22 protein-coding genes are annotated in these 26,137 nt (G+C 64.7%); 5 read left to right on the top strand and 17 right to left on the bottom strand.

Annotated features, from left to right (window positions below):
* Positions 1–5 precede the first annotated feature (5 nt).
* From gabD to GCN78_RS09830, 15 genes are all read right to left on the bottom strand, one after another.
* Complete coding sequence (gene gabD, locus GCN78_RS09900) at positions 6–1,460, bottom strand: NADP-dependent succinate-semialdehyde dehydrogenase (protein WP_152251561.1); 1,455 nt, start codon at positions 1,458–1,460, stop codon at positions 6–8.
* 92 nt (positions 1,461–1,552) lie between these two features.
* Entirely contained in the window at positions 1,553–2,395 is an 843-nt protein-coding gene (locus GCN78_RS09895; RefSeq protein WP_152251560.1) for a PPK2 family polyphosphate kinase, read from the bottom strand.
* Positions 2,392–2,814, bottom strand: coding sequence for a CoA-binding protein (locus GCN78_RS09890; protein WP_152251559.1), 423 nt, complete (start codon positions 2,812–2,814; stop codon positions 2,392–2,394). The genes GCN78_RS09895 and GCN78_RS09890 overlap by 4 nt, the downstream gene beginning before the upstream one ends.
* Positions 2,815–2,880: 66 nt before the next feature.
* On the bottom strand, positions 2,881–3,534 hold the full coding sequence (locus GCN78_RS09885) for a bifunctional 2-keto-4-hydroxyglutarate aldolase/2-keto-3-deoxy-6-phosphogluconate aldolase (RefSeq protein ID WP_152251558.1): 654 nt from the start codon (positions 3,532–3,534) through the stop codon (positions 2,881–2,883).
* A 13-nt stretch (positions 3,535–3,547) separates the two neighbouring features.
* Positions 3,548–4,444: an SMP-30/gluconolactonase/LRE family protein gene (locus GCN78_RS09880; RefSeq protein ID WP_226939555.1), complete on the bottom strand. Its 897-nt coding sequence runs from the start codon at positions 4,442–4,444 to the stop codon at positions 3,548–3,550.
* Between the two features lie 14 nt (positions 4,445–4,458).
* Positions 4,459–6,189 carry an L-arabinonate dehydratase gene (gene araD, locus GCN78_RS09875; RefSeq protein WP_152251557.1) on the bottom strand — a complete coding sequence of 577 codons (1,731 nt, stop codon included), beginning with the start codon at positions 6,187–6,189 and terminating at the stop codon, positions 4,459–4,461.
* Positions 6,186–7,199: a 2-dehydro-3-deoxygalactonokinase gene (locus tag GCN78_RS09870; RefSeq protein WP_152251556.1), complete on the bottom strand. Its 1,014-nt coding sequence runs from the start codon at positions 7,197–7,199 to the stop codon at positions 6,186–6,188. Before GCN78_RS09870 ends, araD begins: the two co-directional genes overlap by 4 nt.
* A gap of 84 nt (positions 7,200–7,283) precedes the next feature.
* Positions 7,284–8,054 carry an aldose epimerase family protein gene (locus GCN78_RS09865; protein ID WP_152251555.1) on the bottom strand — a complete coding sequence of 257 codons (771 nt, stop codon included), beginning with the start codon at positions 8,052–8,054 and terminating at the stop codon, positions 7,284–7,286.
* Positions 8,054–9,253: a XylR family transcriptional regulator gene (locus GCN78_RS09860; protein ID WP_152251554.1), complete on the bottom strand. Its 1,200-nt coding sequence runs from the start codon at positions 9,251–9,253 to the stop codon at positions 8,054–8,056. The genes GCN78_RS09865 and GCN78_RS09860 overlap by 1 nt, the downstream gene beginning before the upstream one ends.
* Before the next feature lie 67 nt (positions 9,254–9,320).
* Complete coding sequence (locus GCN78_RS09855; RefSeq protein WP_152251553.1) at positions 9,321–10,463, bottom strand: sugar ABC transporter permease; 1,143 nt, start codon at positions 10,461–10,463, stop codon at positions 9,321–9,323.
* Positions 10,460–12,037, bottom strand: coding sequence for a D-xylose ABC transporter ATP-binding protein (gene xylG / locus GCN78_RS09850; protein ID WP_152251552.1), 1,578 nt, complete (start codon positions 12,035–12,037; stop codon positions 10,460–10,462). The genes GCN78_RS09855 and xylG overlap by 4 nt, the downstream gene beginning before the upstream one ends.
* Positions 12,038–12,172: 135 nt before the next feature.
* Positions 12,173–13,147 (bottom strand): D-xylose ABC transporter substrate-binding protein, encoded by a 975-nt coding sequence (gene xylF, locus GCN78_RS09845; RefSeq protein ID WP_152251656.1) that lies wholly within the window; start codon positions 13,145–13,147, stop codon positions 12,173–12,175.
* Between the two features lie 91 nt (positions 13,148–13,238).
* Positions 13,239–15,026, bottom strand: a complete 1,788-nt coding sequence (locus GCN78_RS09840) for an IlvD/Edd family dehydratase (protein ID WP_152251551.1) — start codon at positions 15,024–15,026, stop codon at positions 13,239–13,241.
* On the bottom strand, positions 15,023–15,790 hold the full coding sequence (locus tag GCN78_RS09835) for an SDR family NAD(P)-dependent oxidoreductase (protein ID WP_152251550.1): 768 nt from the start codon (positions 15,788–15,790) through the stop codon (positions 15,023–15,025). The genes GCN78_RS09840 and GCN78_RS09835 overlap by 4 nt, the downstream gene beginning before the upstream one ends.
* A gap of 154 nt (positions 15,791–15,944) precedes the next feature.
* The gene (locus GCN78_RS09830; protein ID WP_152251549.1) at positions 15,945–17,105 is read right to left on the bottom strand and encodes a fumarylacetoacetate hydrolase family protein; all 1,161 of its coding nucleotides are present in this window, start codon (positions 17,103–17,105) and stop codon (positions 15,945–15,947) included.
* Between the two features lie 430 nt (positions 17,106–17,535).
* Here GCN78_RS09830 and chvE point away from each other — a divergent pair, with 430 nt between their 5' ends.
* The 3 genes from chvE (at position 17,536) to mmsB (ending at position 21,414) form a co-directional block, all read left to right on the top strand.
* Positions 17,536–18,558, top strand: coding sequence for a multiple monosaccharide ABC transporter substrate-binding protein (chvE, locus tag GCN78_RS09825; RefSeq protein WP_226939565.1), 1,023 nt, complete (start codon positions 17,536–17,538; stop codon positions 18,556–18,558).
* A 113-nt stretch (positions 18,559–18,671) separates the two neighbouring features.
* Positions 18,672–20,213, top strand: coding sequence for a multiple monosaccharide ABC transporter ATP-binding protein (gene mmsA / locus GCN78_RS09820; protein WP_152251548.1), 1,542 nt, complete (start codon positions 18,672–18,674; stop codon positions 20,211–20,213).
* Positions 20,203–21,414 carry a multiple monosaccharide ABC transporter permease gene (gene mmsB, locus GCN78_RS09815; RefSeq protein WP_152251547.1) on the top strand — a complete coding sequence of 404 codons (1,212 nt, stop codon included), beginning with the start codon at positions 20,203–20,205 and terminating at the stop codon, positions 21,412–21,414. Before mmsA ends, mmsB begins: the two co-directional genes overlap by 11 nt.
* A gap of 48 nt (positions 21,415–21,462) precedes the next feature.
* Here mmsB and GCN78_RS09810 read toward each other — a convergent pair whose 3' ends face one another.
* Both GCN78_RS09810 and GCN78_RS09805 read right to left on the bottom strand, forming a co-directional pair.
* The gene (locus GCN78_RS09810) at positions 21,463–23,094 is read right to left on the bottom strand and encodes an NAD(P)-binding protein (RefSeq protein ID WP_152251546.1); all 1,632 of its coding nucleotides are present in this window, start codon (positions 23,092–23,094) and stop codon (positions 21,463–21,465) included.
* Positions 23,094–24,605 (bottom strand): polyamine aminopropyltransferase, encoded by a 1,512-nt coding sequence (locus tag GCN78_RS09805; RefSeq protein ID WP_152251545.1) that lies wholly within the window; start codon positions 24,603–24,605, stop codon positions 23,094–23,096. Before GCN78_RS09805 ends, GCN78_RS09810 begins: the two co-directional genes overlap by 1 nt.
* A gap of 59 nt (positions 24,606–24,664) precedes the next feature.
* On the opposite strand from GCN78_RS09805, the gene GCN78_RS09800 reads away from it, so the two are divergent.
* Together GCN78_RS09800 and GCN78_RS09795 are read left to right on the top strand one after the other, a co-directional pair.
* Positions 24,665–25,051: a DUF350 domain-containing protein gene (locus GCN78_RS09800; protein ID WP_077398383.1), complete on the top strand. Its 387-nt coding sequence runs from the start codon at positions 24,665–24,667 to the stop codon at positions 25,049–25,051.
* A gap of 31 nt (positions 25,052–25,082) precedes the next feature.
* The gene (locus GCN78_RS09795) at positions 25,083–26,117 is read left to right on the top strand and encodes an SPFH domain-containing protein (protein WP_152251544.1); all 1,035 of its coding nucleotides are present in this window, start codon (positions 25,083–25,085) and stop codon (positions 26,115–26,117) included.
* Positions 26,118–26,137: the final 20 nt, after the last annotated feature.

The following is a 26,137-nucleotide window of genomic DNA, read 5'->3' as shown; positions in this document are numbered from 1 at the left end:
CGGCCTTAGATACCGCCCATGCAGATATATTTAATGACTAAATAATCTTCAATACCGTAGGTCGACCCTTCACGGCCCAGGCCCGATTGCTTGACGCCGCCGAAGGGGGCAATCTCGGTCGAGATCAGTCCCGTGTTGACGCCGACCATGCCCGTTTCCAGGCCTTCCGCCACGCGCCAGATGCGGCCGATGTCGCGCGAATAGAAGTAGGCGGCCAGGCCGAATTCCGTGTTGTTGGCCAGGGCGATCACTTCCTCGTCCGTCTTGAAGCGGAACAGGGGCGCCAGCGGGCCGAAGGTTTCCTCGGTGGCCACGCGCATGTCGTTCGTCACGTCGGCGATGATGGTCGGCTCGAAGAAGCCGTTGCCCAGCGCATGGCGCTTGCCGCCGGCCAGCAGGCGACCGCCCTTGGCCAGCGCGTCGGCCACGTGCTCTTCCACCTTGGCGACGGCCTTGGCGTCGATCAGCGGGCCTTGCGTGACGCCCGCCTCGATGCCATTGCCGACCTTCAGCTTGGCCACGGCGGCCACCAGCTTCTCGGCAAACGCGTCATACACGCTGTCCTGCACGTACAGGCGGTTGGCGCACACGCAAGTCTGCCCCGCATTGCGGTACTTCGAGGCGATGGCGCCTTCCACGGCGGCGTCCAGGTCGGCGTCGTCGAAGACGATGAACGGCGCATTGCCGCCCAGTTCCAACGACAGTTTCTTGATCGTCGGCGCGCACTGTTCGGCCAGCAGGCGGCCCACCTGGGTCGAACCCGTAAACGTCAGCTTGCGCACGATGGGGTTCGACGTCATTTCGCCGCCGATGTCTTTCGGCGCGCCCGTGACGATGCTGAACACGCCCGCAGGCACGCCCGCGCGCTCGGCCAGCACGGCCAGCGCCAGCGCGGAAAACGGCGTCGCTTCGGCCGGTTTCAACACCATCGGGCAGCCGGCGGCCAGGGCCGGGCCGACTTTGCGGGTGATCATGGCGGCGGGGAAATTCCATGGCGTGATGGCGGCGCACACGCCAATCGGCTCCTTGGTGATGACCAGGCGGCGATCCGGCCATGGCGACTGCAGGGTGTCGCCCGCAACGCGCTTGCCTTCCTCGGCAAACCATTCGATGAACGAGGCGCCGAACTGCACTTCGCCTTTCGCTTCCGGCAGCGGCTTGCCCTGCTCCGTCGTCATGATCAGCGCCAGGTCGTCGGCGTTTTCCAGGATCAGGTCATGCCAGCGACGCAGCACGGCCGCGCGTTCCTTGGCCGTCTTCTTGCGCCAGGCGGGCCAGGCGGCATTGGCCGCCTCGATGGCGCGGCGCGTCTCGGCCGCGCCCATCAGGGGCACCGTGCCGATATGCTCGCCGGTGGCGGGATTGCTCACATTAATCGTCTGGCCACCATCGGCGTCCATCCAGGCTCCATTCACGTAAGCCTGGTGACGCAACAAGGTAGGATCTTTCAACTGCAGCATATGGATCTCCGGTCTGGTTTGAATTATCGACGAGGGATACTATGCCACAGCGCGGCCGATTCCGCAGGCGGACAGCCGAATCGCCCGCGTAGTTACTCGACCTTGAACGACGACAGTTTCGGGTCCGGCGCCGGGTATTCCAGCTTCATGCCCTGCAGGGTTTCCAGCAGCAGGGAGGCGACCACCAGGTTGCGCTGGGTCTTGGAGTTCGACGGCACCACGTACCACGGCGCATGATCGGCATCCGTCTCGCGGATCGCCGTTTCATAGGCGCGCTGGTAGCCATCCCACTTCTTGCGCTGGGCGATATCGTTGGGATCGAACTTCCACTGGCGGTCGGGATCGTCGAGCCGCTCCTGCAGCCGTCCGCGCTGCTCGTCCTTCGAGATATGCAGGAAGACTTTCAGGATGACGGTGCCCGTTTCGCTCAGCATGCGCTCGAAATCGCGGATATGCGCGTAGCGGCGCCGGCATTCGGCCTTGTCGATCATGTCCTGCACGCGCGTGATCAGCACGTCTTCGTAATGGCTGCGGTTGAAGATGGCGATCTCGCCCTTCACGGGCACGTGCTGGTGCACGCGCCACAGATAATCGTGCGCCAGTTCGATATCGGTGGGTCCCTTGAACGCCACGGCGCGGATGCCCATCGGGTTGATGTTGCTGAAGATGGCCTTGACCGTGCCATCCTTGCCCGACGTGTCCATGCCCTGCAACACCAGCAGCACTTTTTTCTTGTGCTGCGCATACAGCATGCTCTGGCACTCGGCGATCTGCGCCGTCAGCGCCACGGTTTCCTCGATGTCCAGCGCCTTGCACTGGAGCGCCGTCAGCTTCTTGTTCGCCGACTTGGTGGCTGCGCCCAGCAGGCGCTTGCCGGCGAAGTCTTCGTTCAGGTCGAAGCCCTGGCCGGCGCGAAATTGCGTGCGCGCCTTCATGCCGCCACTGCCAGCTTGCGGTGCTCGATTTTTGTGCAATGGTCCATCACCACGTCCAGGCCTGCCACCCGCGCCAGCTGCGCCGCCTGCTCGTTGATGACGTCGAGCTGCAGCCACAGGCAGCCGGCCTTGACGGCGATGGCTTCCTCGGCGATGGGCAGGATATCCTCGGACTTGCGGAAGCAGTCGACGATGTCGATGCGCGCCGGCGCCACGGCCGCCGCAGCCTGCGTCAGGGTGGCGTAGGCACGCTGGCCCAGCACCTCGCGCCCGGCGATGGCCGGATTGACGGGCAGCACGCGGTAGCCCTGCCGCAGCAGGTAATCTGCCACTTCATGGCTGGCGCGTTCGGGCTTGTCGGACATGCCGACGATGGCGATGATGCGGCTCTCTTGCAGGATACGGGCGATGTTGGACATATTCTGTTCGTGGTTAGGCGTGCGACATTGCCCGCCTAGCGTAGCAGAATTATCCGGCGCAGGGAGCTATCCAGAAGTCCTGGAAGTCCGCACGGCCTCCATCTTCGCCACGAAAGCCTGTGCGCGCGCCGTCACGGCCGCGTAATCTCCCGTGGCGCCCGGGCCACTCAGGCTGCTGCCGATGCCCACGGCCACGGCGCCGCTGGCAAACCATTCGTCGAGGTTCTCCACCGTCACGCCGCCCGTGGGCATCAATGGCGCCTGCGGCAGGGGCGCGCGCAGCGCCTTGATGTAGGCAGGGCCGAACATCTCGGCTGGGAAGACCTTGACGATGTCGGCGCCGGCCTGCAGGGCCGTGACGATCTCCGTCGGCGTCATCGCCCCCGGCATGGCCAGCACCTGGTAGCGCTGGCACAGCGTGATGGTCTCCACGTTGACGCCGGGCGAGATGATGAACTGGGCGCCGGCCAGGATGGCGGCGCGCGCCGTCTCCGTATCGAGCACCGTGCCCGCGCCCAGCAGCACCTCATGGCCATGGCGTTCGCGCAGGATGCGCAGCACGCCCAGGGTGTCGGGCGTGGTGAACGCCACTTCCAGCGCCGTGATGCCGCCGGCGATGCATGCCTCGGCGATCTGCACGGCCGCCTGCGCCGAAGGGGCGCGCACGATGCCGACCATGCCCCGCTCGATAATGCCCTCGAAAACCGCGTGCTTTTGCATTTGCTCTCTCCTGTCAGGCCGGCAGGGCGCCAAAGCGCACTTCCGGCAAACCACGCACGTCCACCTGGCGCGCATGAAACAATCCCCCGGCCAGCGGTTCGCTTTCCAGCTGGGCCGCGCTCAAGCTCTCCTGCGCCGTGGTGACGAACAATTCGTCGTAGTGCGGGCCGCCCAGGCTCACGCAGCTGGGCTGCGACACGGGCAAGGCGATCGCGCGCTCGACGCTGCCGTCCGGCGCGAAGCGCAAGACCCTGCCGGCGCCCCACTGCGCGCTCCACAGGTGGTCATCCGCATCGATGGTGGCGCCATCGGCGGCGCCCGGACCCGGATCGAGCACGGCAAACACGCGCACCCGGCTGGCGTCGCCCCCCAGGTAATCGTCCCAGCGGTAGATCGCCTTCTTCATCGAGTCGCAGAAATACATGGCCGCGCCATCGACGCTGAAGCAGATGCTGTTCGAGATGGCGATCGGCGGCAGCGGCAGGCACTCCAGCGTCAAGTCCAGATTGAGGCGGTAAAAGCTGCCGATGGCATCGCGGCACGGGCGCTCATCGAGCGTGCCGAAGACAAAGCGCCCCTGGCGGTCGCAGCGACCATCGTTCAGGCGCGTCATGGGCAGGTCGCCCTCCACCGTGTGCAGGGGCGTGACGGCCCCGCTGCGCGCGTCAAACCAGGCCAGTCCGGACGCCAGTCCCAGCAGCAGCACGTCGTCGCTGTCCGTCAGCGCGAAGCACGCCAGGCGCTCGGGCATGGCCCAGCTCTGGCGCTCGCCCGTGGCCAGCACCAGCGCATGCAGCTGGCAACCTTCGATATTCGTCCAGAAAACCCGGCCGCTGCGTTCGCACCAGCGCACGCCCTCGCCGAGAAAATTCTGCGCATCGACCAGTAATTGGGCCCGTGTCCCCATCATTTTTTCCTTGTTTTTCAATGTGATTCGCGCGGCACGGCCGAACCCCTGCAGCCGACGAGGAAATCGAGGTCCGCGCCTTCATCGGCCTGCGTCACGTGCTTGATGTACATGGCCTGGTAGCCGCCCTTCATGGCCGGCGGCGGTGCGCTCCATTCCGCCCGCCGGCGCGCCAGCTCGGCCTCGTCGACGTCCAGGTGCAAGCGGCGTCCCGCCACGTCCAGCTCAATCATGTCGCCATCGCGCACCAGGGCCAGCGGCCCGCCCACGGCCGCTTCCGGCGCCACGTGCAGCACCACCGTGCCGTAGGCCGTGCCGCTCATGCGCGCATCCGAGATGCGCACCATGTCGCGCACGCCCTGCTCCAGCAGTTTTTTCGGCAATCCCATATTGCCCACTTCGGCCATGCCAGGATAGCCCTGCGGGCCGCAATTTTGCAGCACCATCACGCAGCTGGCATCGATATCGAGCGCGGGATCGTCGACGCGTTTCTTGTAGTGTTCGATGCTGTTGAAGACGACGGCGCGGCCACGGTGCTGCATCAGTTCCGGCGAGGCGGCGGACGGCTTGATGACGGCGCCGCGCGGGGCCAGGTTGCCATGCAGGACGGCGATGCCGCCCTCGTCCTTGAACGGCTGCGCCAGCGGCGTGATCACTTCGGGATTGAAATTTTCCGCTTCGGCCACGTTGACGGCCATGCTGGCGCCCGTGACGGTGAGCGCCTCGCCATGCAATTTGCCCAGCAGGTCGCGGATGATCACGGGCAGGCCGCCCGCATAGTAAAAATCTTCCATCAGGTACTGGCCCGACGGCATCAGGTTCAGCAGGCAGGGAATGTCGCGGCCCAGGCGGTCCCAGTCGCCCAGGCGCATGTCCACGCCGATGCGCCCGGCGATGGCCAGCAGGTGGATCACGGCATTGGTCGAGCCGCCGATGGCGCCGTTGACCATGATGGCGTTTTCAAACGCGTCGCGCGTGAGGATCTGCGACAGTTTCAGGTCTTCATGCACCATGTCGACGATGCGCCGGCCCGTCAGCTGCGCCTGCAGCTTGCGGCGCGCATCGACGGCGGGAATGGCCGCGTTGCCGGGCAGGGTCACGCCCAGCGCCTCGACCATGCTGGCCATGGTGGAAGCCGTGCCCATGGTCATGCAGTGACCGGCGGAGCGCGACATGCACGATTCGGCCTGCTTGAATTCGTTGGAGGTCATGCGCCCGGCGCGTACGTCTTCGGAGAATTTCCACACATCCGTGCCCGAGCCGATCGGTTTGCCACGGTAGTTGCCGTTCAACATGGGGCCGCCCGACAGCACGATGGTGGGCAAGTCCACGCTGGCCGCGCCCATCAGCAGGGCCGGGGTGGTCTTGTCGCAGCCCGTCAGCAGCACCACGCCGTCGATCGGGTTGGCGCGGATCGATTCCTCGACATCCATGCTGGCCAGGTTACGGAACAGCATGGCCGTCGGGCGCAGATTCGTCTCGCCCAGCGACATGACGGGAAATTCGACGGGAAAACCGCCCGCCTCGAGCACGCCGCGCTTGACCATCTCGGCCAGGTCGCGGAAATGCCCATTGCAGGGGGTCAGCTCGGACCAGGTATTGCAGATGCCGATGACGGGACGGCCATCGAAGGCGTCACTGGGATAGCCCTGGTTCTTCATCCAGCTGCGGTGAATGAAACTGTCCTTGTCGTCGCCGCCAAACCACGATTGCGAACGCAAGGGACGCTTGTTCTTGTTGTCACTCATACTGTCTCCTGCGGGGAAATCAAGCCGCGCGCGGCGGCGATCAGCAGCGCACCGTGACCGGCCAGATTGGCTTGCTGCTGGTCGTCGACGATGATGCGCTTGCCATAAAAAAATCCATGTTCTTCGATCAGCAGCCCGAGCGCCTGGCGCAGCATGGGCTTGCCCGTAATGACGAGCGGGCTATCGGGCCGCATCTGGATGGCGGTGCTGTTGCGCAGCGCCAGCAAGTCGCCGCTGAGGACGGCGCCCATCAGAAAATTGGCCCGCTCATTGCACTCGACGGCGCTGAACTGGCCCAGGGTGCGCACGCTGAAACAGGCGCGTGCCAGCCCCGTTTTTTGCGCCGCGGCCGCGCCGGCCAGCAGCATTTTCGGCACCAGAGTCTGCGCAAAACCGCCATCGACCGATTGCTTGATCAGGGTGTGCTGCGTGATCGCCTGCAGCAGTTCGCCCGCGATGGTGGTGCTGCAGCCGAGGATGCGGCGCTGCTCGTCCACGCTGATCAATTTGGTATGCGAGCCGGGCATGATCAGGGTCGCCGCGCCGCGCAACTGCAGGCGCTCGAGCAGCGCGATGACTTCCGTCTCTTCGCCGCGCATCATGTCCATCGCTTCGACGTTATGCAGGCCGACGGCGCCATGCTGATTGCGCACGCCGGGGATCAGCCACAGGGGCCGCGCCAGCACGTCGGGCAAGTCCACCGCCAGCATGCCTTGCGCCAGCTGGGCCAGGCCGGCGGGCGCCGGCACATGCGGCACTTCCCGCACGCCCATGGGCGAGGTGATCATGCCCGACGCCAGCGCCAGGTCCACCTCGGACGGCGCGATCCCCGCGCTGGCCAGCACGCTGGCGATGGTGTCGCGCAGCGCCTGTTTCAGCGCGCCGTTATGGCCATCGATGGCGGTATTGCGCACGCCCGTTTCCAGCTGCGCCTGGGCGACGACGGCGCCTGCGCGCCACAGCAAGGTACGCGTATTGGTGGTGCCGGCATCGATGGTGAGTATGTTCATGGGCAGGTTCGCAGCGTCGGTCAGGACAAAAATAAATGAGGGAAAAACTACCCCATGGTAGAACTGCCCCGCATATCTGACCAATCACTTATTTGACATCATTGATACCGGTTCGGATATGTCAAACGCGTCGATATCCTGCACACCCAGACGGTAGGCGAGCGTGAAGCGCATCGCCTGTCCCGGCTGCACTTCCACGCCCTGCGCCAGCAGCGAAAAACAGCGCAGATCGGAATACAGATGGCAGCTGTCCTGGGTGCTGGAAAAACGCAGGACCCTGCCGGAAGCGGGATCGGCAACCCGCGCCGCTTCGCGCAGCTGGCCGCCGCCCGTCCAGCAAAACTCATGCCGGAATCCCGGCAAGTTCACCAGCGCGGGCCAGGCCAGGCGCGACGCGAGCGGCGCCGGCTGGCGGAAGTCAAACGCGCTGCCCGCCACATCGAGCGCGGCGTCGCCCGCGCAGCCGCCAGGCCAAGGCCGGTAGCGGTCGGCGGCCAGGCGCAGCACGTGGTCGCCCACGCCGGCACGGCGGCCCTGCAGGTTGAAGCGGGGCGCGGCAAGGGAGAAACGGGAAACCGTATCGGCCGTGGCGACGCAATCGAGCTGCAGGCTGCCATCGTCGTCAAGCCGGTAGGTCAGGCGCACCGACAGGCCGTCTTGCGCCAGCTGCAACTGCAAGTGGCCGTCGCCGGGCGATGCGCATTGCCAGCCGGCGCAGGACTTCGCCGCTGGGGGCACCGCGCCCAGCACGTCGGCCAGGCGGCCATACCGGTCCGGCGCCCACCAGGCCCGCACGCTGGCATCGTGCGCGTCGATGGCCACGCGCATGCCGCGCGCATTACGCAGCAGATGCATCACGGCGCCGGCCCAGGCGCTGGCGGTGGCCGGCTGCGCTGCTGGAATTCGCGCGGCGTGCAACCAAGTTCGCGCTTGAAGACGGCATGCATGTACTGCACCGTGGTAAAGCCGCAACGCACTGCCACGTCGGCCACCTGGCCCGGTCCGCGCGCCAGCAGGGTCTTGGCCGCATCGAGCTTGAAATGCAGGATCTCGTCGTGCACGCTGCGACCCAGCTCGTGGCGGAAGTGCGCTTCCAGCGAGGAACGCGACACGCCCACGTAATCGGCCACCTGCTCCGTCTTGATGCCCTGGCACGCGTACTGGCGGATGAAATGGCGCGCCTGCATCACCTGCGGGTGCTGGAAGGGCTGATGGCGCGTGGAGGCGAGCACGTTCAGGCCGGCCGGCGGCACCAGGATGCGCGTGCCGGACAGGCGCGCGCCGTTCAGCATCTGGTGCAGCAGATGCGCCGCCGTGCGGCCCATTTCCTCGGTGCCCTGGATCACGGAACTGAGCGGAATACGCGTGAGCATGCGCGCCAGCGGGTCGTTGTCGATGCCGATCAGGGCCACTTGCTCCGGCACGGCGATGCCCGCATGCATGCACGCTTGCAGCAGCTGGCGCGCGCGCGCGTCGCTGACGGCGATGATGCCGACGGGTTTTTCCAGGCTGTTGAGCCAGGCGATCTGCTGCTCCACCGCCTCGTCCCACGAGGGCGCGCTGGTGGCGACGCCACGGTACACGTCGGCGCGCATGTGGTCGCGCTCCATCAGCGCGCAAAACGCCGTTTCGCGCTCCTGCGCCCAGCGGTTGACATCGGCCTCGGGCAGGCTGAAACAGGCAAAGCGGCTCAATCCCGCTTCCACCAGGTGTTCATAGGCCAGCTTGACGATCTTGAAATTATCGGTCGCCACATACGGGATGCCGGCCGGGTAATCCTCGGCGCGCGCATACGAGCCGCCCACGGCCACCACGGGCAGGCGGCTGTGCGCCAGCGCCGCGCAGACGGCGGGATCGTCGAAATCGGCGATGATGCCGTCGCCCTGCCAGCGCTCGATGCCGGGCAGGCGGCAGCGAAAATCCTCTTCCAGGAACAGGTCCCACGACACGCGCGTGGTGTTCAGGTAGGCGGCGATGCCCGCGATGATGTCGCGGTCGTAGATCTTGTTCCCGTTGAACAGCAGCGCGATCCGGTGCGCGGTCGGTAACTTCATGCTGGTGTCTCCTCCATGTGGCGGCCGGGACGTATTTTCGTCCCTGGCTGCCGGTCACGCATCGGTCTTACCGGCGTCCCGCCCTTGTACTGACATCGACCCAGACGGCGAGGGTCAGAATACTGCCTTTCACGATCATCTGCCAGTAGGTGTCCACGTCCAGCATGGACATGCCGTTATCCAGGCTGGCCATCACCAGCGCGCCGATCAGGGCGCCGTACACGGTGCCCGAGCCGCCGCGCATCGAGGTGCCGCCGATGAAGCAGGCGGCGATGGCATCGAGTTCGCTGAAGGTGCCGGCCGAGGGCGAACCGGCCGCCAGGCGGCCCGTGTTGATCAGGCCCGCCAGCGCGCACATCAGGCCCATGATGCCGAAGATCCACAGCTTGACGGCTTTCACGTTGATGCCGGACAAACGCGTCGCTTCCATATTGCTGCCGACGGCGTAGATGCGCCGGCCGAACACGGTCTGGCTGGTGATATAGCTGAACAGTCCCAGCAAGGCCAGCAGCAACAGCACGGGCAGCGGGATGCCTTCATAGCCGTTCAGGGTTTGCACGAAGGCGTACAGCACGGCGCCGATGACGGCCAGGCGCAAGCCGTCGGCCCAGGGCGCCGTCTGCGGCAAGCCATGCTGCGCACGGCTGGCGCGCGCGCGCCACGTCAGGAAGGCGGCCAGCAGGAACAGACCGATGCCCAGCACGATGCCGGGCACCGCGGGCAGGTAGCCCTGTCCCAGGTAGACCATCGGCTCGGAGACGGGCGCGATCGTGATGCCGCCCGTGATGCCCAGCAGGATGCCGCGATACGCCAGCATGCCGCCCAGTCCCACGATGAAGGACGGGATGCCCCGGTACGCCGTCAGGTAGCCGTTGAGCAGGCCGATCACCAGGCCGCAGCCGAGTACCGCCGCCAGGTTCAGCGCCAGCGGCCAGTGCTGCGTCACGTCCAGCACGGCGGCGATGCCGCCGAGTAAGCCCAGCAGGGAGCCGATCGACAGGTCGATCTCGCCGGCGATAATCACCAGCACCATGCCGCAGGCGAGGATGCCGGTGACGGACATCTGGCGCAGCAGGTTCGACAGGTTGCGCGGCGTGAGGAAACTGCCCTGCGTCTTCCACGAAAAGAAGGCCCAGATCAGCGCCACGGCGATCAGCAGGGCCAGCATCTTGTATTGGGTGAACAGCTGTTTGATACTGTGCGGTTTCATGCTGCGGTTTCCTTGTTTGCGGTAGGGGCGGCGGGGGCCGGGCGCTGGTCCAGCGCCGCCGCCAGCACGGTTTCCTGGCTCAGGCCATCGTTGATAAAGTCGCCGCGCAGGCGGCCTTCGCCCATCACCAGCACGCGGTCGGACACGCCCAGCACTTCGGCCAGTTCCGACGAGACCATGATGATGGCCACGCCCCGGTCGGCCAGCGCCAGCATCAATTTGTAGATTTCATATTTGGCGCCCACGTCGACGCCGCGCGTGGGCTCGTCGAGGATCAGCACGCGCGGGCGCGTCAGCAGCATCTTGGCCAGCACGGCCTTTTGCTGGTTGCCGCCCGACAGACTCGTAATGGGCAGCGACGGGCTGGCCGCCTTCAGTTCCAGCTGGGCGATCTCGCCGCGCACGGCCGCCAATTCCGCCTCGCCATCGATGCGCGTGGCGCGCGCGAATTGCTCCAGCACGGCCAGGGTGATGTTCTGCCCCACGTCGAGGTCGGGCACGATGCCGTGGTGCTTGCGGTCTTCCGGCACCATCGCCAGCCCCATGGCAATCGCCTTTTGCGGCGAGCGGGTATCGATTCTCCGGCCATCGAGCCACACTTCGGCCTGGTACGGCCCCTGGTAGGCGCCGAACAGGGCCGAGACGAGTTCCGTGCGCCCTGCCCCCACCAGGCCGGCGATGCCGAGGATCTCGCCCTTGCGCAGAGTGAATGACACATCGTCGACCCGCTTGCGCTGAGGGTTGTCGGCATCGATGCAGCTCACGTGGCGCGCCTCGAACAGCACCTCGCCGATCGCCGCTTTTTTCTCCGGCGCGCGCTGCGGATACAGCTGGTTCATTTCGCGGCCCACCATCTGCGCGATGATGCGCTCGACGTTCATCTGCGCCATCGGCGTGGTGGCAATATGCTTGCCGTCGCGGATGACGACGATGGTGTCGCAGATGGCCGCCACTTCATCGAGCTTGTGCGAAATGTAGATACAGGTGACGCCCTTGGCTTTCAGCGCGCGCAGGATATCGAGCAGCACGGCGATTTCCGACGCCGTCAGCGACGACGACGGCTCGTCGAGGATCAGCAAGCGCGCATTCTTGTTGAGCGCCTTGGCGATTTCCACCAGCTGCTGGTGGCCGCCGCCGTAATTCATCACGGGCTGCGCCACGTTCAGTTCGGGAATTTTCAATTCGCGCAGCAGCTCGTCGGCGCGCTGGTACATGGCTGCGTAATGCATGCGCCCGCCCGGCAGGGTGAGCTCGCGGCCCATGAAGATATTCTCGGCCACGGACAACTGCGGCACCAGCATCAGTTCCTGGTGGATGATGATGATGCCCGCGTCTTCCGTGTCGCGGATCGATTGCGCGCGCAGGGGCTGGCCATCCCACAGGATGTCGCCATCCCAGGTGCCGTGCGGGTACACGCCCGACAGCACCTTCATCAGGGTCGACTTGCCGGCGCCATTCTCGCCGCACAGGCCGATGCACTCGCCGGCCCGCACCTGCAGGTCGATGCCGTCAAGCGCGCGGACACCGCCAAACTGTTTGACGATGCCTTTCATTTCAAGCAGATAGTCGGACATGCTCACTCTCGTTGCGGATTACAGAAACTACACCGGTTGTAGCTGGTATTCCAACTCCAACGTCGAAAGACCGGGGTCGGACCCTAAGGGTCCGACCCCAGATTCTGCCGTTGGGGTGAAAGATGAAACAGGCGATCAATTACCCAGCTGCGCCTTGGTATAAAAGCCGTCGTCGACGAGAATGTTCACGTTCGCCTTGGTCAGCGGCGTTGGTTTCAGCAGCACCGTGCTGACCTTTTTCAGGCCGTTGTCATAGCTGGAGTTGTAGGCCGGCTTTTCATTGCGCGCCAGTTGCACGGCCAGCTTGGCCGCCTCCGAAGCGATGGTTTTCAATGGCTTGTAGACGGTCATCGATTGCGTGCCGGCGATGACGCGTTTCACCGCCGCCAGATCGGCGTCCTGTCCCGAGACGGGCACCTTGCCGGCCAGCTTTTGCGCGGCCAGGGCCTGGATGGCGCCGCCGGCCGTGCCGTCGTTCGAGGCGACGATGGCGTCGATCTTGTTGCCGTTGGCCGTCAGCGCGTTTTCCACGATGGACAGCGCTTCGGTGGCGCTCCAGTCCTTCACCCACTGCTGGCCGACGATCTTGATGTCGCCCTTGTCGATGAACGGTTTGAGCACCTTCATCTGGCCTTCGCGCAGCATCTTGGCGTTGTTGTCGGTCGGCGAGCCGCCCAGCAGGTAGTAATTGCCCTTCGGCTGCAGCTTGGTCACGCCTTCGGCCTGCATCTCGCCCACTTTCTCGTTGTCGAACGAGATGTACGCGTCGATATCGGCGTTCAGGATCAATCGGTCATACGACAGCACCTTGATGCCGGCCTTTTTCGCTTCCTTGACGGTGTTGTTGAGGACTGTGGCGTTGAACGGCACGATCACCAGCACGTCCACGCCGCGCGAGATCAGGTTTTCGATCTGCGAAATCTGGCGCTGCTCGCTGGCGTCGGCCGATTGCACGAAGACCTTGGCGCCCTGTTTCTCGGCGGCGGCGATAAAGAAATCGCGGTCGCGCGTCCAGCGTTCCACGCGCAAATCGTCGATGGAAAAGCCGATCTTCGGATTTTTCGCATCGGCCAGGGCGGCGCTGCTGGTCAATGCCAGCATGGCGGTCATGATGGCTGCACTGATGATCTTGTTCATTGTGTGTCTCCTTGTGGATTTTATTAACAACGTTTTTTCACTGCGGGTGTTGCGGCTTCAAAAATCAATGGTTGTGGCGCGGCAGGGTCTGCCCCACGGCGCGGTATTTCAGGGCCAGCTCCATGCAGGCGCCCGTTTCCAGCTGGCCCACGCTGGCGCGGTACAGCTCCTGCCATGGCGTGGCGCTGTCGTTGACGGGCGGCGGCAGCTCGTTGGCGCGGCGCGCCAGTTCCTGTGCCTCGACCAGCATGTCGCAACGGCCCGCGTTCAAGTCCACGCGGATGATGTCGCCCGTGCGCAGCAGCGCCAGGCCGCCACCGACCGCGCTTTCCGGCGATGCGTTCAGGATCGAGGGGCTATCCGAAGTGCCCGACTGGCGCCCGTCGCCCAGGGTCGGCAGGTTCAAAATGCCGGCCTTGAGCAAGGCATCGGGCGGCTGCATGTTGACCACTTCGGCCGAGCCGGGCCAGCCGACAGGGCCGGCGCCGCGCATGACCAGCATGCAGCTGTCGTCGATATTGAGCGCCGGGTCGTTGATGCGCGCGTGGTAGTCGGTAGAACCGTCAAAGACGATGGCGCGCGCCTCGAACACGCCTTCGCTGCCGGGGCGCGACAGGTAGCGCTCGCGGAAAGCGGGCGAGATCACGCTGGTCTTCATGATGGCGAAGTCGAACAGGTTGCCCTGCAAGGCCATGAAACCGGCCTTTTCCTTCAGCGGCGCGGCAAACGGACGGATCATCTCGCGGTCCGCGCTTTCGCGCCCGGCCAGGTTCGCCGCCATCGTCTGGCCCGTGACGGTGGGCCGCTCGGCATGCAGCAAACCCGCCTGGAGCAACTCCCACATCACGGCCGGCACGCCGCCGGCGCGGTGGAAACGCTCGCCCAGGAATTTGCCGGCCGGCTGCATGTTCAGCAGCAGCGGCACGTCGTAGCCGTGTTCCATCCAGTCGCTCGAATGCAGTTCCACGCCCGCATGGCGGGCCATGGCCATCAAATGGGGCTGGGCGTTGGTCGAGCCGCCGATGGCCGCGTTGACGATGATGGCGTCCAGGAACGCTGCGCGCGTGAGGATGCTTGAAGGACGGACGTCCTCGAACGCCATGTCGACGATGCGGCGTCCCGTTTCATAGGCGATCTGGCCGCGCTCGCGGTACGGCGCGGGGATGGCCGAGCAGCCCGTCAGGGACATGCCCAGCGCCTCGGCCAGCGCATTCATCGTCGATGCCGTGCCCATGGTGTTGCAGTGGCCGGCCGACGGCGCCGAGGCGGCGGCGATCTGCAGGAATTTGTCGTTGTCGATCAAGCCGGCGGACAGCTGGCGGCGACCCTTCCAGATGGCGGCGCCGGAACCGACCAGTTCGCCGTCCATCCAGCCGTCGAGCATGGGGCCGCCCGACAGCACGATGGCGGGAATGTCCACCGTGGCGGCGGCCATTAATTGGGCCGGCGTGGTCTTGTCGCAGCCGGTGGTCAGCACCACGGCGTCGATCGGGTAGCCATGCAGGATTTCCACCAGGCCCAGATACGCCAGGTTGCGGTCCAGTGCGGCCGTGGGACGACGGCAGTTCTCGAAGATCGGGTGCAGCGGGAATTCCATCGGGATGCCGCCCGCGTCGCGGATGCCGTCGCGCACGCGCTGCGCCAATTCCAGGTGGATGCGGTTGCAGGGACTGATGTCGCTGCCGCTTTGCGCGATGCCGATGATGGGACGGCCCGAACGCAGCTCCTCGGCCGTGATGCCGTAGTTCATGAAGCGCTCCAGGTACAGCGCCGTCATGTCGATGTGCTCGGGATTGTCGAACCAGTCCTGCGAGCGGAAGCGCCGCGACGGGCGTTGGGCAGGAATGTTCATGCGCCGTACCAGCCTGCGTCGACGTAGTATTCGCGGCCGGCGCACTTGGCCGCATTGTCGGACGCGAGGAACAGCGCCAGCGCCGCCACGTCTTCCGGCTCCACGCGCGTCTGCAGGCACTGTCCCTGCAGGATCACGGCTTCCGCTTCCGGCGTATGCCACAGCCGCTCCTGGCGCGGCGTGCGCACGGCGCCGGGAATGATGCAGTTGACGCGGATGCCGTCGACGCCCAGGTCGCGCGCCAGGCCGCGGGTCAAACCCTCGATGCCGGCTTTGGCCGTCATGTAGATCGACAGCCGCGCTTGCGCCAGGTGCCAGGAAATCGACCCCAGATTGAGAATCACGCCGCCGCCCTTGGCGCGCATGGCCGGCGCCACTGCCTGGGCGCAGAAATACTGGTGGCGCAGGTTGACGGCAATACGCTCGTCCCAGTAGGCGGGCGTGACGTCCTGCAGCTGGTGGCGGTCGTCATTGGCCGCGTTGTTGACGAGGATATCCGTGGCGCCCGCGCCGTGCTCGATCGCGGCGAAGGTGGCGGCCAGGGCGGCCAGGTCCGTCAGGTCGCAGTAGCGGAACACGGGCGGCTGCGGCAGGTGCGCCAGCTTTTCCTGCAGCGCCAGCGACGCTTCGCGGGCGATGTCGAGAAAGGTGACGTGGGCGCCCTGGCGCGCGAACGCCTCGACGATGGCCACGCCGATGCCGGTGCCGCCGCCCGTGATGACGACGCGTTTATCAGCCAGGCTGGGATAGGTTGCATGCTGCATGGTGTCTCTCTTTTTAGGAACGCATAACCAAACCTACTGCGCGTCGAGATTTGCGGCCTCCGATGCTCACTGTGCATGCGCACAGCTCCGCGTCTCAGCCACAACTCTCATCCGCTCGCTACGGTTTTGTTAAGCGTTCTTAGTTGATAAATAATCAAAGCAAGCCGCGACGGCCCAGGTTCTGGTACAGCGCGCGCACGCCGAACGTCCAGGGGGCGATCGCATCGCAGCGCTGCACGTCGTTGACCAGCGCGCCCAGCGCGGCGCTGGCAATCGTCACGCGGTCGCCCAGGTGATGCGTGAAGCCGCCGCCCTGCGCGCCGCGGTCCTTCACGGGCGAGAACATGGTCCCCAGGAACAGCATGAAGCCGTCCGGATACTGGTGGTACTGGCCTGCCGTCTGGCGCACCAGGTCAAGCGGGTCGCGGCTGATCTCGCGCATGAAGCTGGCGCCTTCGAGCACAAAGCCATCGTCCGCGCCTTCGATCAGCAGCGACACTTCCGCCTGGCGCACGGTGTCGAGCGTGAAGTGGTCGTCGAACAGGCGGATGAAGGGGCCGATGGCGCAGGAGCCGTTGTTATCCTTGGCCTTGCCCAGCAAGAGGGCGCTGCGCCCTTCGATGTCGCGCAGGTTGACGTCGTTGCCCAGGCTCGCTCCCAGCACCTCGCCGCGGCTGTTGACGGCCAGGACGATCTCCGGCTCCGGGTTGTTCCAGGCGGACGATGGCAGCAAGCCCACCGGCGCGCAGCAGCCCACCGACGACATCGGCTGCGCCTTGGTGAACACTTCCGCATCGGGGCCGATACCCACTTCCATGTATTGCGACCAGGCGCCGCGCTGCTGCAGCTGCTGTTTCAGGCGCTGCGCCGCCTCCGAGCCGGGTTTTAAGGCGGACAAGTCGCCGCCCAGGGTCGTTTGCAGGGCGGTGCGCAGGCTCGCCGCGCGCGCCGCATCGCCGCCCGCCTGTTCCTCGATCACCCGTTCGAGCAGGCTGACGGCGAAGGTCACGCCGCACGCCTTGACGGCCTGCAGGTCGCACGGCGCCAGCAGCAACGGCTGGCCCGCCGGCGCGGCCAGCGCCTGCTCCAGCAGCGCCTGCACGGGGCCGAGGGCGATACCGGGCGCATGGCGGGCGATATCGAGCGCATCGCCGCGTTCGAACAGCTCGGCCACGGTCGCCACCGTCTGCGTGATGTCGACCACCTCGCCGCCGCGCACGACGACGACGCAAGGGCCGTCACGCCAGATGCGGCCGATGAGGAGGGCCTGCGCCAGGTCGGCAGGCAACAGGGAGGCGGGGGAAATCGGCTGCATGGCAAGCTTTCAAAAGGTCGTGGCGGAATGACTGGGCTTCAAGTCCGGACCGATTCTGCGCGCCGCCCTGTGTCGCCGCAATTACGAAAATCACCAAATTGAATGATGATTATTGGTATTGCAGTGCACCAAAAAAAGCCGCCGCCCGGCCCCTGTTTCCGCCCGGGCCGCAGGCGGGCAGGGGCGGCATGGCGCATTGCATCAATTGGCCCATCGATATCGTTTTGGATATCGGCTATGCGAAAAAAGTGATTGGTGAGGGATGGATGGACAAACTAGTATCAGCCGTGGCCTGCAATCGGCCATCCGCACGGAGCCCGCCCACTGGGACGACGGCCCTGGCACATTCAACTATCGAAGACGGTGGAGACCTGAAATGAAAACAACAATGAAAATGCTGACCGCGAGCCTGGCGCTGGCCATCTCCGGCATGGCGGTAATGCCCGTGGCAAGCGCCGCCGACAAGGGCGCGATCGGCATCTCGATGCCGACCAAATCGTCCATGCGCTGGATCGCCGACGGCGACAACATGGTCAAGGTATTCAAGGAGCGCGGCTACAAGACGGACTTGCAGTTCGCCGACGACGATATCCCGAACCAGCTGGCGCAGGTGGAAAACATGATCACCAAGGGCGCCAAGGTGCTGGTGATCGCCGCCATCGACGGCACCACCTTGTCGAACGTGCTGCAAAAGGCGGCCGACAAGGGCATCAAGGTCATCTCGTATGACCGTCTGATCCGCGGCACGAAAAACATCGATTACTACGCCACCTTTGACAACTTCCAGGTCGGCGTGCTGCAGGCGGGTTACATCGAATCGGCGCTGAAACTCAAGGAAGGCAAGGGCCCGTTCAATATCGAACTGTTCGGCGGCTCGGCCGACGACAACAACGCGCACTTCTTCTACAACGGCGCGCTGTCGGTGCTGAAACCGTACATCGACAGCGGCAAGCTGGTGGTGCGCTCAAAGCAGATGGGCATGGAAAAGGTCGCCACCCTGCGCTGGGATGGCGCCGTGGCGCAGGCCCGCATGGACAACCTGCTCAGCGCCTACTACGGCAATGCGCGCGTCGACGCGGTGCTGTCGCCGTATGACGGCTTGAGCATCGGCATCCTGTCCTCGCTCAAGGGCGTCGGCTACGGCACGCCGAAACAGCCGTTCCCCGTCGTGACGGGCCAGGATGCGGAAATCCCGTCGGTGAAATCGATCATCCGCGGCGAACAGGCATCGACCGTGTTCAAGGACACGCGCGAACTGGCCAAGGTGACGGCGAACATGGTCGACGCCATGATGTCGGGCAAAGTGCCGACCGTCAACGACACGAAGACCTATAACAACGGCGTGAAGGTCGTGCCGTCCTACCTGCTCAAACCCGTCACCGTCGACAAGGCGAACTGGAAGCAGGTGCTCGTCACCGGCAGCGGCTATTACACGGAAGCGCAAGTGAAATAAGCATCGACGGTACTGAAGGCCCGGCGCTGCCGGGCCTTTCGCTTCATGCACGATCAAGAACAAGACTGCCGCACGACCGATGCCGACCAGCGCGGCCGTGCCAGAGAGGTTATATGACGAACACTATCCTGGAAATGCGCGGGATACGCAAAACATTCCCGGGCGTCGTTGCGCTCGACAATGTCAATCTGCGGGTACGCAGCGGCGAGATCCACGCCATCGTCGGCGAAAACGGCGCCGGCAAATCGACCCTGATGAAAGTGCTGAGCGGCGTCTACGGCCATGGCAGTTATACGGGCGACATCGATTACCTGGGCCAGACGCGGCACTTCCGCGGCATCAAGGACAGCGAAGAAATCGGCATCATCATCATCCACCAGGAACTGGCGCTGGTGCCGCAGCTGTCGATCGCCGAGAATATCTTCCTCGGCAACGAGCCGGCCCGCATGGGCGTTATAGACTGGGAATACGCGCAAGCGAAGACGCGCGAACTGCTGCACAAAGTCGGCCTGAAAGAGTCGCCCGACACCCTGATCACCAACCTGGGCGTGGGCAAGCAGCAGCTGATCGAGATCGCCAAGGCGCTGTGCAAGGACGTCAAGCTGCTGATCCTCGACGAGCCGACGGCCAGCCTGAACGAGAGCGACAGCGCGGCCCTGCTCGACCTGCTGCTGGGCCTGAAAGCCCAGGGCATCGCCTCGATCCTGATCTCGCACAAGCTCAATGAAATCTCGCGCGTCGCCGATGCCATCACGGTGCTGCGCGACGGGAACACGGTCGACAGTTTCGACTGCCGCGTGGAGCCCGTCAGCGAAGACCGCATCATCGAAAAAATGGTCGGGCGCGAGATGGCCGACCGCTATCCGCCGCGCACGCCCACCATCGGCGAGACCATTTTCGAGGTGCGCGACTGGCGCGTCTTCCATCCCGAGCATGCCGACCGCCCCGTCATCAAGGGCATCAACCTGCACGCCAAAAAGGGCGAGATCATCGGCATCGCCGGCCTGATGGGCTCCGGGCGCACGGAACTGGCGATGAGCCTCTTCGGCCGCGCCTACGGCCAGCGCATCAGCGGCACGGTGCTCAAGAATGGCCAGGAGATCGACGTCAGCACCATCGGCAAGGCGATCGCCCATGGCCTCGCGTATGTCACGGAAGACCGCAAGGGCCTGGGCCTGATCCTCGAGGAAGACATCCAGAAGAACACCAGCCTGGCCAACCTGGACGCGATTTCGAAGCGCATGGTGATCGACGAGCAGCGTGAATTCGGCGTGGCCGAGGAGTTCCGCCGCAAGCTCAAGACCCGTTGCTCGAGCGTGGCGCAGAAAGTGGTCAACCTGTCCGGCGGCAACCAGCAGAAAGTGGTGCTGGCGAAGTGGCTGTTTTCGCGCCCCGACATCCTGATCCTCGATGAACCGAGCCGCGGCATCGACGTGGGCGCCAAATACGAGATCTACAGCATCATCAGCGAGCTGGCCGCCGAAGGCAAATGCATCATCATGATTTCCTCGGAAATGCCGGAATTGCTGGGCATGTGCGACCGGATCTATGTCATGAACGAAGGCCGCTTCGCGGCAGAACTGAGCGCGGCAGAAGCATCGCAGGAGCGCATCATGCGCGCGATCGTTACACACGGAGAAAACAATGGACAATAAATTGACAGCGGGCGCGCCAGCAGCGCCAGCGGCCGCGCCGCAAGCGAAAAGCTATGCCGGCTTCTTGAAGAACAATATGCGCGACTACGGCATGCTGCTCTCGCTGATCGTCATCATGGGCTTTTTCCAGTACATGACCGACGGTACCCTGATGCAGCCGCTGAACCTGACGAACCTGGTGCTGCAAAACAGCTACATCGTCATCATGGCGCTGGGCATGCTGATGGTCATCGTGGCCGGCCATATCGATTTGTCCGTCGGCTCGGTGGTCGGCTTCGTCGGCGCGCTGGCGGCCGTCCTGATCGTCAACTACCACATGAACTTTGTCGCCGCCAGCATCCTCTGCCTGCTGGCCGGCGCCGTCATCGGCGGCGCGCAAGGGTATTTTGTCGCCTTCTTCAAAATCCCGTCCTTCATCGTCACCCTGGCCGGCATGCTGGTGTTCAAGGGCCTGACCCTGGCGCTGCTGGCAGGCCAGTCGGTCGGTCCCTTCCCCGAGGGCTTCCAGATGCTCAGCTCGGGCTTTTTGCCCGATCCGTTCGGCGGCGAAAACCTGCGCGGCCTGTCGCTGCTGCTGGGCGTGATCGCCGCCGCGGCGCTGATCATCACCTCGCTGCGCAGCCGCGCCAAGCAACTGAAGCACGGCATGGAAAACGAGCCGCGCGCCTTCTTCCTGCTGAAAAACGCCGTCTTCGCCGGCGTGATGGTGTATTTCAGCTACCTGCTGGCGTCGTACCGCGGCTTCCCCAACGTGCTGGCCGTGATGTCGCTGCTCATCGTCGCCTACACCTTCATCACCAACCGCACCGTGCTGGGCCGCCGCGTGTATGCCGTGGGCGGCAACGAGAAGGCGGCGCGCCTGTCCGGCATCAAGACGGAACGGGTCAGCTTCTACACCTTCGTCAACATGGGCATGCTGGCCGCGCTGGCCGGCCTGATCTTCGCGGCGCGCCTGAACACGGCCACGCCGAAGGCCGGCACGGGTTTCGAGCTGGACGTGATCGCCGCCTGCTTCATCGGCGGCGCCTCGGCCTCGGGCGGCGTGGGCAAGGTGATGGGGGCCGTCATCGGCGCCTTCATCATGGGCGTGATGAACAACGGCATGTCCATCATGGGCATCGGCATCGATTACCAGCAAGTGATCAAGGGCCTGGTGCTGCTGGCGGCCGTGTTCATCGACGTCATCAACAAGAGTAAATAGACCGGTTCGAGCCTTAGGGGGCTCTGGCCGGCGTTCGCGCCGGCCTTTTTATTTTGCCGCAAGGCGCGCCGCCCGGTCCCCCCACCACGCCGCCTCCTCGAACACGGAAAAGCCCGACAAATCCGCATGCGCGAACAGGATGGCGCCGTCGTGCTCGCGCAAGGCCTTCAAGCCCGCATTGCTGCGAAAGCCCGGCAAGGGAGCGGCCATGGCGTGGCCGCGCACGGTGATGTCGACGCGCTCGACGCAGCGGGCGAAATCGCGCCCATACGCCGTCTGTAAATCGACGCTGGCCAGCGCCAGCAACTCCTCGGGCGTGGCCCCATCCAACCATTTGCGCGCTTGCTGCGGCGTGCGGTCGGACAGGGCGACATAGGCGCTGAAGACGGTTTTCTCGGGCGGACGCACGCGGATATCCTGGTGGGTCGAGACGACATAGCCGAGGCCCGGTTCCTGGTACACCACGTTGTCCCAGCACAGGGGCGCATGCGGCAATTCATCGGGAAAGCGTTTCAGCAAAAAATTCGCCACCAGCCACGGCGCATACGCGGGCGTATCGCGCTTCGCGTCAAAGCCATACCCGGCGATGTTGTCGACCACGCGGGCCGCCACATACAGCGGCATGGCGCAGATGGCCTTGCGCGCCTTGACCAGGTAGGTGCGCGGCTGGCCGTCGACCAGTTCCAGGCACAGCGCCTCCACGCCCTGCTCCGTCGTCCGCACGGAAACCACCGTGCCCGCATGACGTTGGACGCCTGAGGCCTGCTCCATGGCCGTGGCGACCGGTTGCATGCCGCCCGGCCAGGTCAGCCAGGCGCCGTTGCCGGCGTTGGCCGCCTGGCCCCAGCGGCTGCAGTAGTAATGCAGGCCGGCCCAGGCCGAGACCTGGTCGTAGCGCGTGCCGTAGTCGTCGCGGCAGCAGTAGTTCAAATACCAGTGCAGGGTGGGCGAGGTATAGCCTTCGCGCTCCATCCACTGCTTCAAGGTGATGGTGTCGAGCGCCTGCCAGGCCGGGTCTTGCGATGATTCCACGGTAGGGAAAACAAACACGCGCTTGCCGTCGTTGCCATGCGCCTGGCGCAGCTGCCGCACCTGCGCAAAGAAGCGTTCGTGCTGCGCCAGTTCCGCAGGCGGCACGCCTTCGGTGGGAATGAAGCCATCCTGCCACTGGCCGTTGAACAGCAGGCGCTCTTCCGGCGCGTGCAGGATGTAGCGCTCGTCGTAATAGGGCTTTTCCGCCTGCGGATCGCGCTCGATGATGCCCAGGTCGAACAGGATCTCGCGCACATGGGTCGATTCGGGCGAAGGCAGCGGCAGGTAATGGCCACCGGTGGGATAGGCCAGGTCGCCGAAATGGCCGCCGGCCGCGTTGCCATACGGCTGCGGGCCATCGATCATCAGGAAATCCGTGTGCCCCAGCTTCTTCAGGCGCCAGGCGGCCGTCAGGCCGGCGATGCCCGAGCCGAGGATGGCGACATCCGTGGTGATGGTTGCCGAGGGCGCCGGCAGCGCCGTGCGCTCGCGCAGCAGCTGGCGCAAATAATGCCCCTCGCTGCGGCCCGGATACAGCACCTTGGGCGTGATTTCCTGCCAGCGCAGATACGCGGCGATGCTGCCGATGCCGGCGGCGGCGGCCGCCGTGCCGCCGGCGGCCCACAACATGAAGGAGCGGCGCTGCATCAGCGGATCACCCGGTTCCAGTCCTGCTCGAATTCATGCACGAGCGACTGGGTGTTCAGGCGATTCGGCGCCATCGGCAGCGGCTGCATGTCGGGCGGGAAGATGAACATCTCGCGCGTGGTGTCCGCATTCAGGTAGCGCATCGGCAGGCGATAGCTGGTGGGCGGTGTGTAGTCGAGCTGAGGCGAGGCGAGGATAAAACCCCATTCGCCGAACGAGGGCACGTAGGCGTGGTAGGGCCAGGTGCGCATGCCCACTTCGCGCAGGGTGGAATTGATGGTCCAGTAGGCATGCGGCGCGAAGAAGGGCGACGTCGATTGCACCACCATCAGGCCCTTGGCCGCCAGGTGTTTTTTCACCAGGTCGTAGAACGGCACCGAATACAGTTTGCCGAGCGCGAAGCTGGACGGATCGGGAAAGTCGACGATGGCCGCGTCGAACATGTCGCCATTGTTGCGCAGCCAGACGGCGGCATCGGCGTTGACGACGGTGACGCGCTTGTCCGAGAACGCGCCGTTATTCAGCTTGGCCAGTTCCGGGCGCGTGGTAAACGCGGCCGTCATGGCGGGGTCGAGGTCGACCACGGTGACGTGCTCGATCTGTGGATAACGGAGGATTTCGCGCAGCGCCAGGCCATCGCCGCCGCCCAGCACCAGCACGCGACGCGCCCACGGCAGCGCTTCGAGCACGGGGTGCACCAGCGCCTCGTGGTAGCGGTACTCGTCGCGCGAGGAAAACTGCAGGTTGCCGTTGATGTACAGCCGCGTATCGTCCTTCCAGCGCGTGATCACCAGGCGCTGGTACGGCGTGGTGGTCGAGTACACGATCTGGTCGCCGAACAGGCCATGCTCGCCCCACGCCACCATGCGGTCCGACATCCCAAAGCCGGCGATCAGCACCAGCATCACGGCGCAGGCGCGCAGGAAGCGCCCCGTGAGATTCTTCAGCTCCGCGCGGAACACCCAGATGGTCCACAGGCCCACGCCCACGTTGAGCATGCCGAACAGGAAGCCCGTGCGCACCAGTCCCAGGTACGGCGACAGCACCAGCGGGAACAGCAGCGAGACGGCCAGCGCGCCCAGGTAATCGAAGGTCAGCACGCGGCTGACCAGCTCGGAAAACTCCGTCTGGCGCGAGTTCAGGGCGCGCATCACCAGCGGCACTTCCATGCCGACCAGTGCGCCGATCAGGAACACCATCACATACAATAAGGTGCGAAACGGCGCAGCCATCCACGAAAAGGTCATGAACAGGATGGCGGCCGACAAGCCGCCGATCAGGCCCACGGCCAGTTCGATGTCGACGAAGCGCGAGAGCACGTCGTCGTCCCGCACATACTTTGAAAAGTGAGCGCCCACACCCATGGCGAACAAGTAGCAGCCGATGATGGTGGAAAACTGCAGGATGGAGTCGCCGAGCAGGTAGCTGGACATGGCGCCGGCGATCAGCTCATACGCGAGGCCGCAGGAGGCGACCACGAAGACGGACAAAATCAGAATCTTTTTGTTCATTGGACTTTTTTTGTTCTAATATGCGTTGACGTTATCAAATACTCATTGCGAGGAAAGCCGTGCCCGCCATCCTAAACTATCTGATCCATCTTTTACTGGCCGCCGGGCTGCTGATTGTATTTTTTATCATCTACACGCGCGTCACGCCCTACAACGAAGTGCTGCTGATCCGCCAGGGCAACCAGGCGGCGGCCCTGTCGCTGGGCGGCGCGCTGCTGGGTTTTTCCGCCACCATCGCCTCGTCCCTGATGCACACGGCCGACTACCAGCAGTTCTTCGCCTGGGCCTTCGGCGCCATGGTGGTGCAATTGCTGGCGTACGTGGTGACCACGCGCCTGCTGCGCATGTCGAAGGACCAGATCGAATCGAACAACAGCGCCTTCGGCGGCCTGCTGGCCGCCATTTCGCTGTCGATCGGCGCCATCAACGCCGCCTGCATTTCCTGACACCGCTTTATCTTTTTCAAGGATATCCATCATGAGCCTCGGCAGCTTTATCAAGAAGCAGTTTATCGACGTACTGCAGTGGAACGAAGAGACGGAAGGCGTGCTGGCCTGGCGTTTTCCCATGCAGGATTTCGAGATCCAGAACGGCGCCATCCTGAATGTGCGCGAATCGCAGGTCGCCGTCTTCGTCAATGAAGGCAAGATCGCCGACGTCTTCGGTCCCGGCACGCACAAGCTGACGACGCAGACGTTACCGTTGCTGACCAACCTGAAAAACTGGGACAAGCTGTTCGACTCGCCCTTCAAGTCGGACGTGTATTATTTCAGCACCCGCGTGCAGACGGGCCGCAAGTGGGGCACGCCGCAGCCGATCACCATCCGCGACAAGGATTTCGACATGATCCGCGTGCGCGCCTTCGGCATGTACTCGTACCGCATCGCCGACGCCCGCACCTTCTTCACCGAGATCAGCGGCACGCGCGAAGTGTATACGCGCGACGAGGTGGAAGATCAATTGCGCGGCATTTTAATGTCCAGCATGGCCAGTTCCTTGGGCGGCGCGAACGTGCCCTTCCTCGACATGGCGGCCAACCAGGCGCTGATGGCACAGGAAGTCAAGGATGGCCTGGCGCAGGCGTTCGCCCGCTATGGCGTGGGCCTCGATGAATTCAACGTGGCCAGCATCAGCCTGCCCGAGGAATTGCAGGCGGCGCTCGACGAGCGTATTTCCGCCGGCATGAAGGGCGGCCTGGGCGCCGACAAGATGAGCGGCTACACGAAATTCCAGGTGGCCAACGCGATCCCGCTGGCGGCGCAGAACGAAGGCGGCATGGCCGGCATCGGCGCCGGTCTCGGCGCCGGGCTGTCGATCGGCCAGGTGATGGCGCAAAGCATGGGTGGCGCCTTGCAGCAGCCCGCCCCGGCACCGGCGGCGCCACCGGCGCCTGCCGAGGAACCGATCGAGGCGCGGCTGGAAAAGCTCAAGGGCTTGCTCGACAAGGGCCTCATTTCGCCGGCCGACTACGACGGCGCCAAGGCTGAACTGTTGAAAAAACTGATCGGCTGATTAGAGCGAAATACGACTGC

This window comes from Janthinobacterium rivuli (assembly GCF_009208735.1).
Lineage (GTDB): Bacteria > Pseudomonadota > Gammaproteobacteria > Burkholderiales > Burkholderiaceae_D > Janthinobacterium.
The sequence above is the reverse complement of the archived record's forward strand: the minus strand, read 5'-3'. Positions and strand labels throughout refer to the sequence as shown.

Coding starts and splice junctions, on each gene's coding strand:
- gabD (WP_152251561.1), bottom strand. CDS start 1,460: ATGCTGCAGTTGAAAGATCCTACCTTGTTGCGTCACCAGGCTTACGTG.
- GCN78_RS09895 (WP_152251560.1), bottom strand. CDS start 2,395: ATGAAGGCGCGCACGCAATTTCGCGCCGGCCAGGGCTTCGACCTGAAC.
- GCN78_RS09890 (WP_152251559.1), bottom strand. CDS start 2,814: ATGTCCAACATCGCCCGTATCCTGCAAGAGAGCCGCATCATCGCCATC.
- GCN78_RS09885 (WP_152251558.1), bottom strand. CDS start 3,534: ATGCAAAAGCACGCGGTTTTCGAGGGCATTATCGAGCGGGGCATGGTC.
- GCN78_RS09880 (WP_226939555.1), bottom strand. CDS start 4,444: ATGATGGGGACACGGGCCCAATTACTGGTCGATGCGCAGAATTTTCTC.
- araD (WP_152251557.1), bottom strand. CDS start 6,189: ATGAGTGACAACAAGAACAAGCGTCCCTTGCGTTCGCAATCGTGGTTT.
- GCN78_RS09870 (WP_152251556.1), bottom strand. CDS start 7,199: ATGAACATACTCACCATCGATGCCGGCACCACCAATACGCGTACCTTG.
- GCN78_RS09865 (WP_152251555.1), bottom strand. CDS start 8,054: ATGCATCTGCTGCGTAATGCGCGCGGCATGCGCGTGGCCATCGACGCG.
- GCN78_RS09860 (WP_152251554.1), bottom strand. CDS start 9,253: ATGAAGTTACCGACCGCGCACCGGATCGCGCTGCTGTTCAACGGGAAC.
- GCN78_RS09855 (WP_152251553.1), bottom strand. CDS start 10,463: ATGAAACCGCACAGTATCAAACAGCTGTTCACCCAATACAAGATGCTG.
- xylG (WP_152251552.1), bottom strand. CDS start 12,037: ATGTCCGACTATCTGCTTGAAATGAAAGGCATCGTCAAACAGTTTGGC.
- xylF (WP_152251656.1), bottom strand. CDS start 13,147: ATGACCGCCATGCTGGCATTGACCAGCAGCGCCGCCCTGGCCGATGCG.
- GCN78_RS09840 (WP_152251551.1), bottom strand. CDS start 15,026: ATGAACATTCCTGCCCAACGCCCGTCGCGGCGCTTCCGCTCGCAGGAC.
- GCN78_RS09835 (WP_152251550.1), bottom strand. CDS start 15,790: ATGCAGCATGCAACCTATCCCAGCCTGGCTGATAAACGCGTCGTCATC.
- GCN78_RS09830 (WP_152251549.1), bottom strand. CDS start 17,105: ATGCAGCCGATTTCCCCCGCCTCCCTGTTGCCTGCCGACCTGGCGCAG.
- chvE (WP_226939565.1), top strand. CDS start 17,536: ATGGCGGTAATGCCCGTGGCAAGCGCCGCCGACAAGGGCGCGATCGGC.
- mmsA (WP_152251548.1), top strand. CDS start 18,672: ATGACGAACACTATCCTGGAAATGCGCGGGATACGCAAAACATTCCCG.
- mmsB (WP_152251547.1), top strand. CDS start 20,203: ATGGACAATAAATTGACAGCGGGCGCGCCAGCAGCGCCAGCGGCCGCG.
- GCN78_RS09810 (WP_152251546.1), bottom strand. CDS start 23,094: ATGCAGCGCCGCTCCTTCATGTTGTGGGCCGCCGGCGGCACGGCGGCC.
- GCN78_RS09805 (WP_152251545.1), bottom strand. CDS start 24,605: ATGAACAAAAAGATTCTGATTTTGTCCGTCTTCGTGGTCGCCTCCTGC.
- GCN78_RS09795 (WP_152251544.1), top strand. CDS start 25,083: ATGAGCCTCGGCAGCTTTATCAAGAAGCAGTTTATCGACGTACTGCAG.